Here is a 17,066-nt window from a genome sequence, read left to right on the forward strand (position 1 = left end):
TCACCCCATCAGGCGGGCGCTCGGAGTGAACCGAGGGGGCGGAAGGGGGCGCGTTCGCGACGCGTTCTGTCCTGCTGATCACCGCCGACCTACCGTCGGAAGGACGGGGCGTCGCGGGAGGTTCGGGCATGGCGGGACAGGGTGACCCGACGGCGCTCGACGGTGCCCTGGTACGGATCTGCGATCTTGCCGGGCGGCCACGGGGGATGGGGTTCGCCGCCGACGAGCACGGCACGGTGATCACCAGCCACGAAGCGGTCGACGGCCTCGCGCGGATCGTGCTGCACGCGGCGGGGGAGCGCGTCTGCGTGCTGACCGCCGATTGCGTGGTGGCGCTCCCCGAGGCCGATCTGGCCCTCGTCAGCACGGAAGGCCTCGGCCTGCGGCCACTGCCCGTGACGGTCCGCGAGAGCGCTCCCGTGGGTGCCTACGTACGCATCGTGGCGCGCGGCCTGCGTGAGGCGCGCGTCCTGGGGCCCGCGCCGGTGACGTACACGGCGACGGACCGCTTTCATCTGCTCGACGCCGCCATGGAGCTGGCGATCGGCACGGACGGCGCGGACGCCCTGCGGCTCGGCGGCGGGGCTGCGGGCGGTCCGGTCATCGACGCCTCGTCCGGAGCCGTGCTCGCCGTCCTGGGGACCGCGCTGCACGGCGAGCACCGCGCGGCGGGGTTCGCCGTGCAGCTGCGGGAGGCGGCCGCCGCCGATCCCGGCGGCCCGCTCGCCGAGCTCCTCGCACGCAACGCGGCGACCGTTCCCGCGTACGGCCGCGATCTGAACCTGGCGGGCGCGCTGCACCTCGCGGCGACGTCGGTCGGCTCCGACGGGCCCCGTCCCGCCCTCCTCGAACCGGTCGAACGCCCGGATACAGCGCGGGAGTTGACCCAGTTCACCGCTACCGCCGGGGCCGCGCAGGTGCTCGGCCTGGTCGGCGATCCCGGTACGGGCCGGACGACGGAACTCGCCGCCCTCGCCACGCTGCGCGCCCGGGGCGCCGAACCGGCCCCGACGCTGTGGCTGCGCGGCGCCGACCTCCAGGGCACGGACACGGGCGTGGGCGACGCGGTGGAGCGGGCCTTTCAGCGGGCGGGGCGGATCCTGGAGGCCTCGGATCCGCCGGAGGGCGTGCTCGCCGATGCGGACGACGGGCTGGGGGACATCTCCGCGGGGCGGGTCGCGCGGCTCGTGCGGGACGAGGGGCGGGCGCTGCTGCTGTTGCTCGACGGGCCCGAGGAGATGCCGCCGGTCCTCGCGCACCGTCTCGCCGAGTGGAGCAGAGGGACGGGCGAGTGGCTGCGGGAGACGGGGGCGCGGCTCGTGGTGGCCTGCCGGGCCGAGTACTGGGAGCAGGCCGGGGCGCACTTTCCCGCGTCGCTTTCGGCGGGCCGCGTGCAGTTGGGGGAGCTGCCCGAGCGGCAGGCCCGGATCGCTCGGGCGCGGTACGGCATCCCGGACGGAGCCCTCGCCGCGGCCGACGCGCGCCATCCGCTGGCCCTGAGGCTGCTCGCCGAGGTCCGCGCGGCCCTGCCGGACGAGCCGCCGCCGGGCCGCCCGGACCGGGAGGCGATCTTCGAGGCCTACCTGGACGTGCTGTGCCTGCGGGTGGCGGTTCGGCTCGCGGCGGCGAACGGACTGCGGGGCACGGCGATACGGCGCCTCGCGGCGAAGGTGTCGGGCCAGGTGCACGAGGCTGCCCGGCGGTGTCTGGGGCCGGGGCAGGGGGAGCTGGACCGGGCGTCGTTCGAGGAGGTCTTCCCGTGGGGGACGGGCTGGGCCTCCGCGGTCCTCACGGAGGGGCTCCTCGTCCCCGCCGGGGACGGCTACCGTTTCGCGCACGAGGAGCTTGCCGACTGGATCCAGGGAATGCATCTGGACGTGGACGGGGCGCTGTGGTCCCTGGTCTTCCGCCACCGAGAACCCCGCCCGGAGGCAGCACTCCCGGTACCCCGGCACCGGATCGGCCCGGTGATCCAGGCACTGCTGCTGCTGGGCCGCCAGCGGGGGCCTGCGGAACTCGGGGCGCGGCTGGGGGATTTGGCGAGGTTCGGGGAATCCTGCGCATCGCCCGGCGCACCGGCCCCCGGCATCCAGGGCTGTGCCCACCCTTCCCCGAGCTCTCGGCTTGGCTCGATCAGGGGAGCCCCCAATCGCCCAGCGGGACGATTGCCCACAGCGGCGGCGCCGGAGCCGGACGACCGGCCTGCCCGCGCTGCGGGACAGCGGGACGACCAGCCTGCCCCCGCTGCGGGACAGCGGGACGACCAGCCCGCCCCCGCTGCGGGACAGCGGGACGACCAGCCCGCCCTCGCTGTGGGCAGGCCTTCCGCAAGGCGATGGGGGTCTCCCTTGCTCGGGCGAAGCCGAGAGCGCGGCGAGGGGTGGGCACAACCCTCGCCGCCGGGCGCCGATAGGCCGGGGGACGCGGGTAACGGCCCAGCGCCGCTGGGTGCGGATATGGCGGGGGGAGGGGGAAGCGTGCCGGCGCCGCCGGGTGCCGAGAAACAGGGGGATGCGGGTAGCGCCTCCGTGCCGCCGGGTGCGTGTGCAGCGGGAGATGCGGGCGGCGTGCCGGGGCTGGCGGGTGCGGAGGTGTCAGGGGGTGCGGGCAGCGCCTTCTCGCTGCCGGGTGCGTGTGTGGCGGGGGATGCGGGCGGCGTGCCGGGGCTGGTGGGTGCTGACGTGCCAGGGGACGCGGGCAGCGCCGCCTCGCCGCCGGGTGCGGGTGTGGTGGGGGATGCGGGCGGTGTGCCGGGGCTGGCGGGTGCGGAGGTGTCAGGGGGTGCGGGCAGCATCCCAGTGCCGCCGGGTGTGGAGGCGCGGGGCGATGCTCAGTGGTGGGCCACCCGGCTGCTGGGGGAGGTTCTGACGAGGGTGCCCGACGCGTGGCCCTACCGAGCGGTGCTCGAAGCACTCGCCCGGCAGGGCAAGTACCCCGCCGGGTTCTGGCTCGGTCTCCCCCTCACCGAAGGCGACCGCTTCGACCTGCTGCGGGAGGCCGTGATCCACGACCCCCCGCCCGGCACCGCCCAACCCCGCTGCCTCGACGCCGTAGCCGAGCTCCTGGCCACCGCGCCGGCGAAAACGCAGCCGCAGCTGACCCGCTGGTTCACCGACGAGCGCCCGCTCGAAGCCACCCCCCACGCGACCGTCGCCTCCGCCGCCCAGGCCCTCCTCCACACCCACCGCCACCGCGCCATCGACGACCTCACCGAAGTACTGGTCGACTGCGCCCACCCCCGCGCCGACGAACTGCTCGCCGCCCTCGCGGAGGAAGAGCCGTCGGCCATCTGCCGGGCCGTCGACCGCTGGGTCCACGACGAGCGGCCCGCACGCCATGTCGCCGCCGTCGCCTACGGCCTGCGCGCCGCCCCGCACGCCACCACGGACGCCGACCGCAGGCTCCTGCGGTACACGGCACTGACCCTCCTGGCCCGCACCGCCGACGACACCCTGCACGGCGCCGCCCTCGCCCTCCTCGTGCGCGACCCGCAGACCCGCGCCCTGCATCTGCCGCCCGCCCTGAAGCGCTTCACCGCCGGCGACCCGCAGCTGCCCGCGAGCGCGCTCGTCACCGCCATGGACACCCATCCGGAGCAGGTCATCGCCGCCTTCCGGACCCGCCTGCACGGCCCGGGGCCCGCCCCGGGGGACGTACTGCGCGGCCTGGCCGAAGTGACGGCGCCGGGGCTCGCCCGGCGGGTCGCCGATCTCGTACGCGACGTGCTGGAGCTGCGCCCCGACCTCGCGGGGCACGTGGCCGCCTACCTGGACCTGCGGTTCGAGCAGGGCCCCGAGGTCCGCACGGTCCTCCTCCCGCTGGTCACGGGCCTCCTGCGGCAACGCACCGCACCGGTGCGCGCCGCACTCGCCGGAGCCGTCGCCGCCCCCGGCACCGACGCCTCGCGCCCCCTGCGCACCGAACTCCTTGACGTGCTGCTCGCCCAGGAACGGGAGCCCGAAGTCCTGGACGCCGTGCTCTGCGCCGTGGCGGGCGGCAGCGACAAGGAGCGGGTCCGTGAGCTCGTGCGCCGCACCGGCGCCCTGCTCGTCCGCACCCCGGAAGGCGCGACCTGCTTCGACCGGCGGCTGGTGGAGCTGGCCCGTTCCGTACCGGGCTTCTCCACCCTGGTCTCCCGGTGGATCTGCGCGGCCCCGCAGGACTGGTCGGCCCTGGTCGGTCCCAGCTCCCGCCGCATGATCGAGAATCTCGCCGGAGCACGTGTCCCGGCGTGACCCCCGCCACCCCCTCCGATGCGATCCCGATCGCGCGGGCATGGCAGTCTTAGACCTGCGCAATCGGCAATGGGACGTACCCACACGTACACAGGTTCGGCGAGGAGCAAAGACAGTGCAGCGCTGGCGTGGCTTGGAGGACATCCCCCAGGACTGGGGGCGCAGCGTCGTCACCATCGGTTCCTACGACGGCGTACACCGCGGGCACCAGCTGATCATCGGCCGTGCGGTGGCACGCGCCCGTGAGCTCGGCGTGCCCGCCGTGGTCGTCACCTTCGACCCGCACCCCTCCGAGGTCGTGCGCCCCGGCAGCCATCCGCCGCTGCTCGCCCCGCACCACCGGCGCGCCGAACTCATGGCGGACCTTGGCGTGGACGCGCTCCTCATCCTGCCGTTCACCACGGAGTTCTCGAAGCTGTCGCCGGCCGACTTCGTCGTCAAGGTCCTGGTCGGCAAGCTGCACGCGCGTCTGGTCGTCGAGGGACCCAACTTCCGCTTCGGCCACAAGGCCGCGGGCAACGTCGCCTTCCTGACCGAGCTCGGCGCGACGTACGACTACGAGGTCGACGTCATCGACCTGTTCGTGAGCGGCGAGGCCGGCGGCGGCGAGCCCTTCTCCTCCACCCTCACCCGGCGCCTGGTCGCCGAGGGCGACGTGGAGGGCGCGGCGGAGATCCTCGGCCGCCCGCACCGCGTCGAGGGCGTCGTCGTACGCGGCGCGCAGCGAGGGCGTGAACTGGGCTTCCCCACCGCCAACGTGGAGACCCTGCCGCACACCGCCATCCCCGCCGACGGCGTCTACGCGGGGTGGCTGCACGCCCAGGGCGAGGCGATGCCCGCGGCGATCTCCGTCGGGACGAATCCGCAGTTCGACGGCACGGAGCGGACGGTCGAGGCGTACGCGATCGACCGCGTCGGTCTCGACCTGTACGGCCTGCACGTCGCCGTCGACTTTCTCGCCTTCGTGCGCGGGCAGGCGAAGTTCGACTCGATCGACTCGCTGCTCGTCGCCATCGCGGACGACGTGAAGAAGGCGCGCGACCTGATCGAGGCCGCGGAGTAATCCGTCCGCCGGGGTCGTCCGCGGCTACAGCAGGTGCGGAAGACTGACGCCGTTGACCAACGGGCCTTCGACGGTGACCCCTTCGGTGATCAGTGACTCGATGGGGGGCAGCGGCGTGGGGTTCGCCGACGCGTGCTGTGCCACCAAGGCCGCCGAGGCCGTCGGAGCGGCGGTCGCGGTGGCGGACAGGGCGAGGGCTGCGAGCAGGGTGTAGGTCCGGACGCGGCGATGGCGCATGCGATCTCTGCTTTCTTCTTGCGGCAGGCGGTCGGGAGAGACGGTCGGGAGCGGTGGTCGGGAGAGGCCGCGTTAGCCCACACGGGCGACGCATGGGCCCCGGCGTCCGACGACCCGTTCGTATGATCGTCGGTGACTTCTGGGCCGCGCCGTGGTTAGCCACGGCGAGCGGGCCGCGATCGGCGGCCCGCACGTGTTCACGGTCCAAGGAGGCTGCAGTGAACGGCAGTTGGGTGCAGGCAACGTCCCGTTGGGCGCTGGTCGTGGCAATGGCGGTGGTGCCGTCCGTCCTGAGCGCGGGCGCGGCGCACGCCGACGAGACGCACAGCAACTCACACAACGCCCCCAGGGTCTCGCTGATCAGCACCGGCCAGATCGACGACCCCCTGGAGGACGTGCTCGAACACGTCCTCAACTTCGGCGACGGCTACACGTGGAACTGACGGGCTGAGGAGCCGCTCCGCTCGCAGCCGTACCGTACTTGCGCGGATCCCGGGTGACCGCGCAAGTACGTCACGCTGCAAGGGTGTTCAGGTCACGGGGCGAGGCACGCCGTACCCGGTACCTCCGAGGGGAGGCCGGGGCTCGCCGGATCGACGAGCGTGGTGACGTCACCGGCCGCCTGGGTCAGGCAGTCGACCGTCGAGATGGGGTCCGGGACGGCGCTCGCCGGCACGGCGACGGCCCCCAGCAGTGCGACGGCCCCGAGGATGACGGCGGCGGAACGGCGCATGGAAATCTCCTTCGCTTCGGTGGAGTTGTTCACGGTTGCTCACGGACCGTAGTTGCACGGTGCCGCTGTGTGACTCCCCAAGGCTCACGCCTGCTAGGCCCCTCATCACCCGTACGTGGAAGAGGTAACGATCCGCCGCGGAACTCCGTATCACCCCCGGATTTCCGCCCCCCCCCGGATCTCCGCCCCCGGATTCGATCAGACGCCGGACGCGCTGACGTTGACCGCCGCCCAGTGGCACGCCACCTGCGTCTCACCGCCGCCGGACAGCACCGGCAGATCCTCTGTCCTGCAACGGTCCGCCACCCCCGCCCTCTCCGCCTCACCCGAGGCGAGCACCTGGCAGCGCGCGTGGAAACGGCAGCCGCCCGGGATGCGCGAGGGGTCCGGCGGCTCACCGGTGAGGACGATGGGATCGCCCGGGGCCTCCGGGAGAACGGACAACAGCGCCTGTGTGTACGGATGCTGAGGAGACGTCAGGACCTCCTCCACTGTCCCCGTCTCGACGATCCGGCCCAGGTACATCACCGCGACACGGTCGGCGATGTTCCACGCGAGCCCCAGGTCGTGCGTCACCACCAGGGCGGACAGGCCCAGTTCGTCGCGGAGCTTGAGCAGCAGGGCGAGGATCTCGCCGCGCACGGACGCGTCGAGCGAGGCCACCGGCTCGTCCGCCACGATCAGTTCGGGTTCGAGGACCAGCGCCCCCGCGATGACGACACGCTGACGCTGGCCGCCCGAGAGCTCGTGCGGATAGCGCAGGAAGAACCGCTCGGGCGGCCGGAGCCCCGCCCGCGACAGGGCGTCGGCGACCGTGGCCCGCTCGTCGCCCCCGTACCCGTGGATGCGCAGACCCTCGGCCACGGCCTCGTACACCGTGTGGCGCGGGTTCAAAGACCCGCTGGGATCCTGGAGGACCAGCTGGACGCGCTTGCGGTACGCCTTCAGGGCGCGGCCCGAGTAGTCGAGCGGCTCGCCGCCGAACGTCACCTTGCCGGAGGTGGGCGTCACCAGGCCGAGCAGGGAGCGGGCCAGCGTCGTCTTGCCGCAGCCCGACTCGCCGACCAGGGCCACGATCTCGCCCGGCTTGATGTCGAGGTCGACGCCGTCCACGGCCCGCGCGGGCGGGGCGCCACGGCGGCCGGGGAACGTGATGTGCAGGTCGCCCGCCGACAACAGGGGATCAGCCGACAGCAGGGGATCATCGGTGGTCATGCGTCGCTGCTCCTCGGTACGTGATCTGTCGGGGCCCGCGGTGCTCGGCTCGCGGTGCTGGACTCGCGGGGCTCACGGCGTCCGCTCCGCCGTCGCCGGCGCCGACGTCGGCTGCGCCGGAAGCTGCGCGCCCGCGTGCACGCACGCCGCGCGGTGCCGGGGGCCCGCGTCCCGCAGCGCCTGGTCCTCCGTGGTGCAGGAGTCGAGGGCGACCGTGCAGCGCGGGTGGAACGTACAGCCCGTGGGGAGCGCGGACGGGTCGGGCGGATCGCCCGGCAGGCCGCGCGGCGCGAAACGGGACGCCGCGTCGCCGATGCGCGGGAAGGCCGCGGAGAGGGCCTTCCCGTACGGGTGCCGGGCGTTCTCGTAGACCTCGGATGCCGGGCCCTCCTCGACGACACGGCCCGCGTACATCACCGCGAGCCGGTCGCAGGTGTCGGAGAGCACCGCGAGGTCATGGCTGATCATGATCAGCCCCAGATCCTGCTCGGCCACCAACTGCTCGATCAGGCGCAGGATCTGAGCCTGGATCATCACGTCCAGGGCAGTCGTCGGCTCATCGGCGATGATCAGGCGCGGATCGCAGGCGAGCGCCATCGCGATCATCACGCGCTGCCGCTGCCCGCCCGAGAGCTCGTGCGGATAGGCCTCCGCCCGCGCGGCCGGCAGACCCACCTGTTCGAGCAGCTCACCGGCCTTCTTCTTCGCCCCGGCCTGAGTCGCCTTCTTGTGCAGCAGGATCGGCTCGGCGATCTGGTCGCCGATGCGGTGCACGGCGTTGAGCGAGTGCATCGCGCCCTGGAAGACGATCGATGCCCCCGCCCAGCGGACCGCGCGGACCTGGCCCCACTTCATGGTGAGGATGTCCTCGCCGTCCAGCAGGACCTCACCGGTCACCTTCGTCCCCGCGGGCAGCAGCCGCAGCAGCGCGAGCGCCAGCGTCGACTTGCCGCAGCCGGACTCGCCCGCGACGCCGAGCTTCTGGCCCGCGTCGACCGAGAGGTTCACGCCGCGCACGGCGGCCGCCCCGGACGCGTACGTCACTTCGAGGTTGCGCACGTCGAGGAGGCGCTGTTCCGCCCCTGTTGCCTCTGCCACCTTGGTCTCCGTCACCTTGTCCGAACCACTCAACGGGAGACCCCCAGCCTGGGGTTGAGCACCGATTCCACCGCGCGCCCGCACAGCGTGAACGCGAGGGCCACCACGGCGATGGCGAGTCCGGGCGGAGCCAGGTACCACCAGTCGCCCGCGCTCACCGCGCCCGCCTCGCGCGCGTCCTGGAGCAGCCCGCCCCAGGAGACGCCCGTGGGATCGCCGAGGCCCAGGAAGGCGAGCGTCGCCTCGGTGAGGATGGCGTTCGAGATGACGAGGGTGGTCTGCGCGAGGACGAGTGGCATCACGTTGGGCAGGACGTGCCGGGTCATGATGTGGCCGTGGCCGCCGCCGAGGGCCTGCGCGCGCTCGATGTACGGGCGCGACTCCACCGCCAGCGTCTGGGCGCGGACCAGCCGCGCTGTCGTCGGCCAGGTCGTCACGCCGATCGCCAGGATGATCGTCCAGATCGAGCCGGACATCACCGCGGCGAGCGCGATGGCGAGCACCAGCGTCGGCATCACGAGGAACCAGTCGGTGACGCGCATGATGACGGTGGAGTACCACCCCTTGAAGTGCCCGGCGGTGATCCCCACGAGGGTGCCGATGGTCACCGAGAGGAAGGCGGCGAGCAGCCCGACGGTCAGCGACATCCGTGCGCCGTACACGAGGAGCCCGAGCAGATCGCGCCCGAACTGGTCGGTGCCCAGGGGGAATTCGCCGCTCGGCGACTCCATCGGCTTGCCCGGCGCGTCGGTCACGTTCTGCGCGTCCGAGCCGACCAGGAGCGGCGCGAAGACGGCGATGAGCGTGATCAGGACGAGCGCGGCCAGGCCGAAGAGTCCGGCCCGGTGGGTGCGGTACTCGCGCCAGAAGCGGGCGGCCGAGTGCCGCCTGCGGGCCCAGGCGAGGGACCGCGCGCTCTTGAGCGGGGTCGGCGGGGCCGGCGGGGTGGTCGGTGCGGATTCGGTCGTCATCGGCCCACCCGGGGATCGAGCAGCGGATAGATCACGTCGGCCAGGGTGTTCATCAGGATCACCGCGGCGGAGAAGACGAAAAAGAGACCCTGGACGAGAGGCAGGTCGGGCACGCTGAGCGCGGCGTAGAAGAGCCCGCCGAGGCCCGGCCAGGAGAAGACGGTCTCGACGAGGATCGCGCCCGCCACCACCGTGCCGAGGTTCACGAACATCAGCGTGACGGTGGGCAGCATCGCGTTCGGGACGGCATGACGACGGCGTACGAGATCGTCGCGCAGCCCCTTGGCCCGTGCGGTCGTCAGATAGTCGCTGCCCATCTCGTCGAGCAGGGACGACCGCATCACCAGGAGCGTCTGCGCGTAGCCGACCGCCACCAGGGTGATGACGGGGAGCACCATGTGGTGCGCGACGTCGATGATGTACGCGAAGCCCGTCTCGCCCCCCGATTCGAGGCCGCCGGTCGGGAAGAGCCCCGGAATGGGACCGGCCCCCACCGAGAAGGTGATGATGAGAAGCAGCCCGAGCCAGAAGGACGGCACGGAGTAGAGCGTGAGCGCGAGGCCCGTGTGGACGCGGTCGCCGAGCTGGCCGTTGCGCCAGGCGGTGCGGGTGCCGAGCCAGATGCCGATGAGGGTGTAGAGCACGAACGCGGTGCCGGTGAGCAGGAGCGTCGCGGGCAGCGCGTCGGTGATCTTGTCCATCACCGGCGTGTGGAACTGGTACGACGTGCCGAAGTCGCCGGTCAGCGCGTTGCCGCAGTAGTCGAAGAACTGCGTCATCATCGGCTGGTCGAGGCCGAACTCCTTGCGCATCGCGTCCAGCTGTTCGGCCGACACGCGCTTGCCGCCCGTCATCTGCTTCACCGGGTCACCCGGAATGAGACGGAACAGGAAGAAACTGGTGACGAGGACGGCGAACAGCGAGACGGCGGCGCCGCCCAGCTTGCCGGCCACGTACAGGAGATAGGCGCGGGTGTTGCGGGCCCGGGGGCCGCGGGCCGACGGCCCGGCGAATACCGGATCGTCGGTCGCCGCGGCGCCCTCGGTGTCGAGCAGTGCGGGATTGCTGTCAGCGGTCATGCGTTACTCGCGGTCCTCTGCGGTCGAACGGCGGCGCAGGGCGAACAGGACTCCACCGCCGACGAGCACCACCGCGGCGGCGGCGATACCGATGATGACACCGGTCGAGCTTCCATCCTTGGAGGAACTCTTCCCATCCGCGGGCACCGCTGACCACCAGGACCAGTAACCGTCCTGGCCGTAGATGTTGCCCGCGGCCGTCGGCATGGTGGTGATGGACTTGATCTGGTCGGTGCGGTAGGCCTCGACGGCGTTCGGGTACGCCAGGATGTTCATGTACCCGGAGTCGTAGAGCCAGGACTGCATTTCCTTGACGGTCTCGGCGCGCTTGGCCGGGTCGTACTCGGCCAGCTGCTTGTTGTAGAGCTCGTCGTACTTCTTGTCGCAGATGAAGTTGTCCGTCGCCGCGCTCTCCTTGGCCTTCACCGGAAGCGCGTTGCAGGCGTGGATGCCGAGGACGAAGTCCGGGTCGGGGTTGACCGACCAGCCGTCGAAGGCGAGGTCGTACTCACCCGCGTACCAGGGCACGGACACGTCATCAAGACAGTTGACCTTGAGCCCGATCCCGAGATCCCCCCACCACTCCTTCAGATACTTCCCGACGGCCTTGTCGTTCGGGTCCGTGGCGTGACACAGGATGCGGAAGTCGAGCGGCTTGCCGTCCTTGCCGACGCGCTTGCCGTCGCCGTTCTTCTTGTAGCCGGCCTCGTCCAGGAGTTGGGCCGCCTTCTTGGGGTCGTACGACAGCTTCTGGTCGGCGGAGGGCTTCCAGGCGTACTCGGAGAAGCGAGGCGGAATGTATCCCTCGCCCTCGACGGCCTGCCCCTGGAAGACCTTGTCGACCAGCGCCTCACGGTCCACGGAGAGGAAGAGCGCCTGACGCACCTTCTTGTCCAGGAGGGCCTTGTTCCCGTCACCGAACTTCTTGCGGTCGCGGGTCTGGGCGCCGGGGTTGGTGGCGAGCGCGAAGAAGCGCCGACCGGGCCCTTCGTTGACCTTGACGTTGTCGGTGCCCTTGAGCTCGTTGGCCTGCGCCGGCGTGAGGGCGGGCTGCCCGGCCACGAAGGAGACCTCGCCCTTCTTGAGCGCTGCGACGGCCGCATCCTGGTCCTTGTACGTCTTGAAGACCAGCTCGTCGAACTTGGGCGCACCCCGCCAGAAGTTCTTGTTGGCCTTCAGCTTCACGTACTGGTCGGTCTTGTAGTCGTCGAGGATGAAGGGCCCGTTACCCACCATGGGGAAGGACTTGTCGTTGTTGTACTTGCTGATGTCACCGACCTTCTCCCACACGTGCTTCGGGACGATCGGCACGTCGAGGGCGGCCATGGTGGCCTGCGGCTTCTTCAGCTCGATGACCAGCTCGGTGGGGCTGGGGGCGGTCACCTTCTTGAAGTTGGAGACGAAGCCGGAGTTGGAGGTGGCGGTGCCTTCCTTGGACATCAGCTTGTTGAACGTCCAGGAGGCGTCCTCGGCGGTGGCCTTCTTGCCGTCCGACCACTTGGAGTCGTCCCGGATGGTGTACGTCCAGGTCAGCTTGTCGGCGGAGGGCTCCCACTTGGTGGCGAAGCCGGGGATCGCGTGGTTGTCCTTGGCGTCGTAGTTCGTCAGGTACTCGTACGTCAGGCGGTGGATGCTGGTGCTGAGCAGCCGCTGGGCGAGGAAGGGGCTGAGCGAGTCGACGCTCTGGGCCACCGCGACGGTGAGGGTGTCCTTGCCGTCCGCCTTGGCCTCGGCCTGATCCGGGGCCGGATTGAGGGGAGAGGCGAGCCCCGCGGTCAGAGCGAGGGCGCCGGCTCCGGCCGCCAGGAGGAGACGGAGGCGTGGTGGTGCCTTCGGGGGGCCCTCGGTGTGGGGAGTGGCGGGGTGGGACCGGGCGAACCGGGTGAACCGGGTGAACCGGGCGAACTGGAGGGACCCGGCGAACCGGGAGGGCCGGGGGGACCGGGGCGACCGGGGGGACCGTGTTCTGCCGTGCTGATCTTGTGTATCCATGGGTCGGTGACCTCGCGTCATCGCTCGCGCAGAGATGGCTAGTTGATCAAGGAACGCCAGCTGGTTGATGTGTGTGTCTACCAGCGCCAGTCTGCGCCAGTCAACGGCAGGTGAACCCCATGTGGCCTGCGGAAATAACGAGTTGACCCGTTTTTCATCCGCATTGGTCAAGACCTGTGAAGCGTGGCTGGTCGGGGGGTGATGGTGGGGGGAGGGGCTGGTGGGGGAGTTCTGGGGTGGGGGGGTGCTGGGGGCGGCGGCTACCCCACCCGCTTCGTTCGCCGCCCGCCTCCTTCACCCGTCCGTCGTTCGCCCGCCGGCTTCCTTCGCCCGTCCGCTTCGTTCGCCCGCCCGCCTCCTTCACTCGCCCGCCGGCCCGCCCGCTTCGTTCGCCCGCCGGCTTCCTTCGCCCGTCCGCTTCGCCCGCCCGCCTCCTTCACTCGCCCGCCGGCCCGCCCGCTTCGCCCGCCCCCCTCCTTCGCCCGCCTGCCCTCTTGGTGAGCGGCGCCTTTGCCCACCCCTCCCGCCCTGGTCCCTTGGTGAGCGGCGCCTTTACCCATCCCACCCTGGTCCCTTCGGTGCTTGACCAAGGCTGCGGGGTAATCGGGTGGGTGGGTGGGTGGGAAAGCCTGTTCGTCAGCGGCTACTGCGGGACGCATGGGAAACGCACTGGGCCCACACCAGAAGCTGGTGCGGGCCCAGTTGAGACAGGCGAAGGCTACTGCTGGGGCGCCTCCGGCGCCGGAGGCTGGGGCTGCGGCTGATAAGGCGCACCCGGCTGGAACGGCTGCCCGGGCTGAACGGGCGGCGGCGAAACCTGCCCACCCTGAGGCTGAGGCTCCCCCTGAGGCGCAGGCGCCTGGAACGGCTGCCCAGGCGCCGCCGGCACCTGCTGCGGAGGCGCGGCGTTCTGCCACCCCTGCGGACCCCCCGGCTGCTGGGGGTAAGGCTGCGGCCCACCGGCCTGCGCCTGCTGCTGCGGAGGCTGCTGCTGAGGAGCGTACGGCTGCGGCACCTGCCCAGGGTGCGGCACCTGCCCAGGCTGCGCCCCCTGCCCCGGATAGGCCACCTGCCCAGGCTGCGCCTGCTGCCCCGGATAAGGCACCTGCGCACCGTACGGCTGCTGCCCAGGGACGGGCCCCTGCTGCCCAGGACCCTGCTGCCCAGGCCCAGGCGCAACCCCCTGCTGCCCGGGATAACCCCCCTGCCCCGGCAGGGGAGGAGCCACCACCGGAGGCGGATTCCCATCGGAAGTCCACAACCCCTGCTGCTGCTGAGCCCGCACGAAGTCCTCGGCAACCATCGCCGAAAGATTGAAGTACGCCTCCCGCACCTTCGGCCGCATCATGTCGAGATCAACCTCGGCGCCAGCAGCGAGATGCTCATCAAACGGAATGACGACCACACCCCGGCACCGCGTCTCGAAGTGCGACACGATGTCGTCCACCTTGATCATCTTCCCGGTCTCCCGCACTCCCGAGATGACGGTGAGGGACCGCGACACGAGGTCGGCGTACCCATGCGCGGACAACCAGTCCAACGTCGTCGACGCACTGCTCGCCCCGTCCACGGACGGCGTCGAAATAATGATCAACTGATCGGCGAGATCGAGCACACCCCGCATGGCGCTGTAGAGCAGCCCCGTACCGGAGTCGGTCAGGATGATCGGATACTGCTTCCCCAGTACGTCGATCGCGCGCCGGTAGTCCTCGTCGTTGAAGGTGGTCGACACGGCCGGATCGACGTCATTGGCGATGATCTCGAGCCCGGACGCGGCCTGCGAGGTGAACCGCCGGATATCCATGTACGAGTTGAGGTACGGGATCGCCTGCACGAGGTCACGGATGGTGGCCCCGGTCTCGCGGCGCACGCGGCGCCCGAGCGTACCGGCATCGGGGTTGGCGTCGATGGCAAGGATCTTGTCCTGCCGCTCGGTGGCGAGCGTCGACCCGAGCGCGGTGGTGGTCGTGGTCTTGCCGACGCCACCCTTGAGGCTGATGACGGCGATGCGATAGCAGGACAGAACCGGAGTCCGGATCAGCTCCAACTTCCGCTGCCGCTCGGCCTCTTCCTTCTTGCCGCCGAGCTTGAACCGTGACCCGCCGGCAGCGGGCCGACTGCTCTTGGCCTTCGGCTTGGTGTTACGCAGCAACCGATCGGAGGAAAGCTCGACGGCGGCGGTATAACCGAGCGGGGCCCCCGGATTGGTCCGCTCCCGCTGATCATGCTGCACGGCCTGCGGCCAGGCGGCACCGGTACGCGGATCGATGGGCGGCTGAGGCTGAGCCGGGGGCTGCGCCTGGGGCTGAGGCTGAGCGTGGGGCGGCTGCTGAGCCGGAAGCGGTTGCTGCGGCAGCGGCTGAGGCTGCACGGGAGCAGGCGGCTGCGGCTGCTGAGCCTGAGGCGCGGGCGGCTGTGGAAACCCGTAACTTCCCTGAGGCGCAGGGGCGTTGGGATTGGTAACCGGAGCGGGAGCACCCTGCTGGGGAAACCCATAACCACTCGGCGGCATGGGAGCACCACCCTGCTGCGGGAACCCGTAACTGCCTTGCGGCGAAGGGGCGGCAGGCGCCGGGCCGCCCTGCGGGAACCCATACCCGGCAGGCGGAGCGGAAGTTTCGGAAGCAGGGGCAGGCGCAGGCATCACAGGAGCCGGAGCCGGAGCCGGAGCCGGAGCCGGAGCCGGAGCACTGGCCTGCGGGAAGCCGTACCCAGCCGGAGGCGCCGGAGTATCGGCAACCGGCGGCGCGGGCGCGGGCGCGACCGGCGAGGGAGCCACGGGCCCGGTAGGCGAGGGCCAGGCGGGAGGCGCGGCCTGAGGAGCCTGCGGCTGAACAGGCGCAGGCGCGGGCGCAGGCGTGGGCTCAGCCTGCTGCGGAACTGGCTGCTGCGGCACCGGCGGCTGCACAGGCTCGGCGGCAACGGGCGGCGGCGTCGAGGCCTGACCGGGCACGGGCCACTGCGGCGCGGAGGTAGGCGCGGCGGGCTGGAAGGCGGGCGGCAACGGCGGAAGCCCACCGTTCGGCGCAGGCGGGGGAGTCCAGGAGGGCGGTACAGAGTCCTGCACCTCATCAACGGGCTCTACGCCCTCGGCAGGCACGAAGTCCCGAGGACCGGCGTCGTCAGAAACCCCCTCGTCCTCGTCGGATTCATCCTCTTCGCCAGACGCAACAGAGGACGCACCGTCACCACGGCTGTCCAGCTCATCAGAATCATCCGAGTCGTCCAACGCATCCGACTCCTCCGGGCCCGAGGACTCGGAGGAACCAGAACCAACCTCTTCGGCATCGTCGTCGACCTGCGGAGCCTCAGCGGCAGCCCGCTCCTCGATCTCCCGCTTCAGGGCCCCGGCGGAGAACCGCATGGTGGCGCCACTCTCAAGATCGCCACTGTCCTCGGCAAGGGGCTCGACGACAGCAGAAGCCGACGACACAGGCTCCGCCTCCGCCTCAGCCTCGGGCTCCACCTCAGGCGCCACCGCAACCTCAGGCTTAGGAACAACCCCAGTCACATGCACAGAGGAGGCAACACCAGCAACGGCCCCACTCCAGTCGGCAGCACCCCCCGAAGGCGACCCACCCTCGGAAGCAGCCGGAGCCGGAGCCGGCGAAGAAACGGGCTCCGCAGCAGAAGCAGGCTCCGGAGAGGAGTCAGAAACCGGATGCGAAACAGGCTCCGGAGAAGGAGCAGCCGGAGAGGAATCAACAGGCGAAGGAGAAGCAGGCGAAGGAGAAGCAGGCGAAGGAGAAGCAGGCGAAGGCGCAACAGGAGCAAGAGGCGCAGCCCAATCCGCCTGTGGCTTGAACCCACTCCCAACAGGCAGCTTCGGCACAGCAGTGGGCGGCCCGACCGGCGGAGCCGGAGGCTCGACAGGCTCGGCCGAAGCCGAAGGTGAGGCAACCGGGGAAGAAGCAGGGGAGGAGGGCGACGCATACGGAGCGAATGGCGCGGGCGGCGCGGGTGACGCAGGCGGCGCGGGCGTCGCAGGCGAAGCCGAAGGAGTTTCCCCCGCACTGCCGGACGCATTCTGCGTATACCAGGCAGGCGGCGCGTAGTCGATGGTGAACTCGCCCGTCGTCTCGGCAGCGGACTCCGCGTCGGACTGATCATCGACGGGTGTGTCCCAGCCCCCGCGGATCTCGTCCCGATCGCTGTTCACAATGCCTCCTGATGTGGTCGAGCACCCTGCGTGCCGTGGTGGGGGGCGACCGTTCCTGTCGTCCGATCCGCCTTGGCTCTCCCCGTTGGGACGCGAACGACCCACTCGCGGGTTCTGGCGTCGCGCCCAGTCCCAGGGTAATCACCAAAAGCACCAGCACGGCAGGGCAGCCCACCCCACGAATGCTGTCCTTTCCATCACGCTTCCCGCGTGAGTGATCCCCGTATCCGAAACAGTGACGGACAAATCAACCAACAGGCGCGAAATGCGCCCCAATTCGACCG

General features: G+C 71.1%; 11 protein-coding genes. 3 read left to right on the forward strand and 8 right to left on the reverse strand.

The window, feature by feature from the left end; translation table 11 throughout:
* Positions 1–128 precede the first annotated feature (128 nt).
* Positions 129–4,235, forward strand: coding sequence for a serine protease (locus ACFUPX_RS20815; RefSeq protein WP_383324331.1), 4,107 nt, complete (start codon positions 129–131; stop codon positions 4,233–4,235).
* A gap of 115 nt (positions 4,236–4,350) precedes the next feature.
* The gene (locus ACFUPX_RS20820) at positions 4,351–5,298 is read left to right on the forward strand and encodes a bifunctional riboflavin kinase/FAD synthetase (protein ID WP_383324334.1); all 948 of its coding nucleotides are present in this window, start codon (positions 4,351–4,353) and stop codon (positions 5,296–5,298) included.
* A gap of 24 nt (positions 5,299–5,322) precedes the next feature.
* Here ACFUPX_RS20820 and ACFUPX_RS20825 read toward each other — a convergent pair whose 3' ends face one another.
* On the reverse strand, positions 5,323–5,535 hold the full coding sequence (locus ACFUPX_RS20825; protein WP_383324337.1) for a hypothetical protein: 213 nt from the start codon (positions 5,533–5,535) through the stop codon (positions 5,323–5,325).
* 218 nt (positions 5,536–5,753) lie between these two features.
* Between ACFUPX_RS20825 and ACFUPX_RS20830 the strand changes: the two genes are divergently transcribed.
* Entirely contained in the window at positions 5,754–5,978 is a 225-nt protein-coding gene (locus ACFUPX_RS20830) for a hypothetical protein (protein WP_383324432.1), read from the forward strand.
* 92 nt (positions 5,979–6,070) lie between these two features.
* Here the strand turns inward: ACFUPX_RS20830 and ACFUPX_RS20835 are convergent, their stop codons facing one another.
* From ACFUPX_RS20835 to ACFUPX_RS20865, 7 genes are all read right to left on the reverse strand, one after another.
* Entirely contained in the window at positions 6,071–6,268 is a 198-nt protein-coding gene (locus ACFUPX_RS20835; RefSeq protein WP_383324340.1) for a hypothetical protein, read from the reverse strand.
* A gap of 198 nt (positions 6,269–6,466) precedes the next feature.
* Positions 6,467–7,483, reverse strand: coding sequence for an oligopeptide/dipeptide ABC transporter ATP-binding protein (locus ACFUPX_RS20840; protein WP_383324343.1), 1,017 nt, complete (start codon positions 7,481–7,483; stop codon positions 6,467–6,469).
* A gap of 72 nt (positions 7,484–7,555) precedes the next feature.
* Positions 7,556–8,722: an ABC transporter ATP-binding protein gene (locus tag ACFUPX_RS20845; protein ID WP_383324346.1), complete on the reverse strand. Its 1,167-nt coding sequence runs from the start codon at positions 8,720–8,722 to the stop codon at positions 7,556–7,558.
* Positions 8,611–9,552, reverse strand: coding sequence for an ABC transporter permease (locus ACFUPX_RS20850; protein WP_383324349.1), 942 nt, complete (start codon positions 9,550–9,552; stop codon positions 8,611–8,613). The genes ACFUPX_RS20845 and ACFUPX_RS20850 overlap by 112 nt, the downstream gene beginning before the upstream one ends.
* Entirely contained in the window at positions 9,549–10,631 is a 1,083-nt protein-coding gene (locus ACFUPX_RS20855; RefSeq protein WP_383324352.1) for an ABC transporter permease, read from the reverse strand. Before ACFUPX_RS20855 ends, ACFUPX_RS20850 begins: the two co-directional genes overlap by 4 nt.
* 3 nt (positions 10,632–10,634) lie before the next feature.
* Entirely contained in the window at positions 10,635–12,623 is a 1,989-nt protein-coding gene (locus tag ACFUPX_RS20860) for an ABC transporter substrate-binding protein (RefSeq protein WP_383324355.1), read from the reverse strand.
* A 718-nt stretch (positions 12,624–13,341) separates the two neighbouring features.
* Entirely contained in the window at positions 13,342–16,782 is a 3,441-nt protein-coding gene (locus ACFUPX_RS20865) for an SCO5717 family growth-regulating ATPase (protein WP_383324358.1), read from the reverse strand.
* Positions 16,783–17,066: the final 284 nt, after the last annotated feature.

It is taken from the genome of Streptomyces sp. NPDC057302 (assembly GCF_042667685.1).
Lineage (GTDB): Bacteria > Actinomycetota > Actinomycetes > Streptomycetales > Streptomycetaceae > Streptomyces.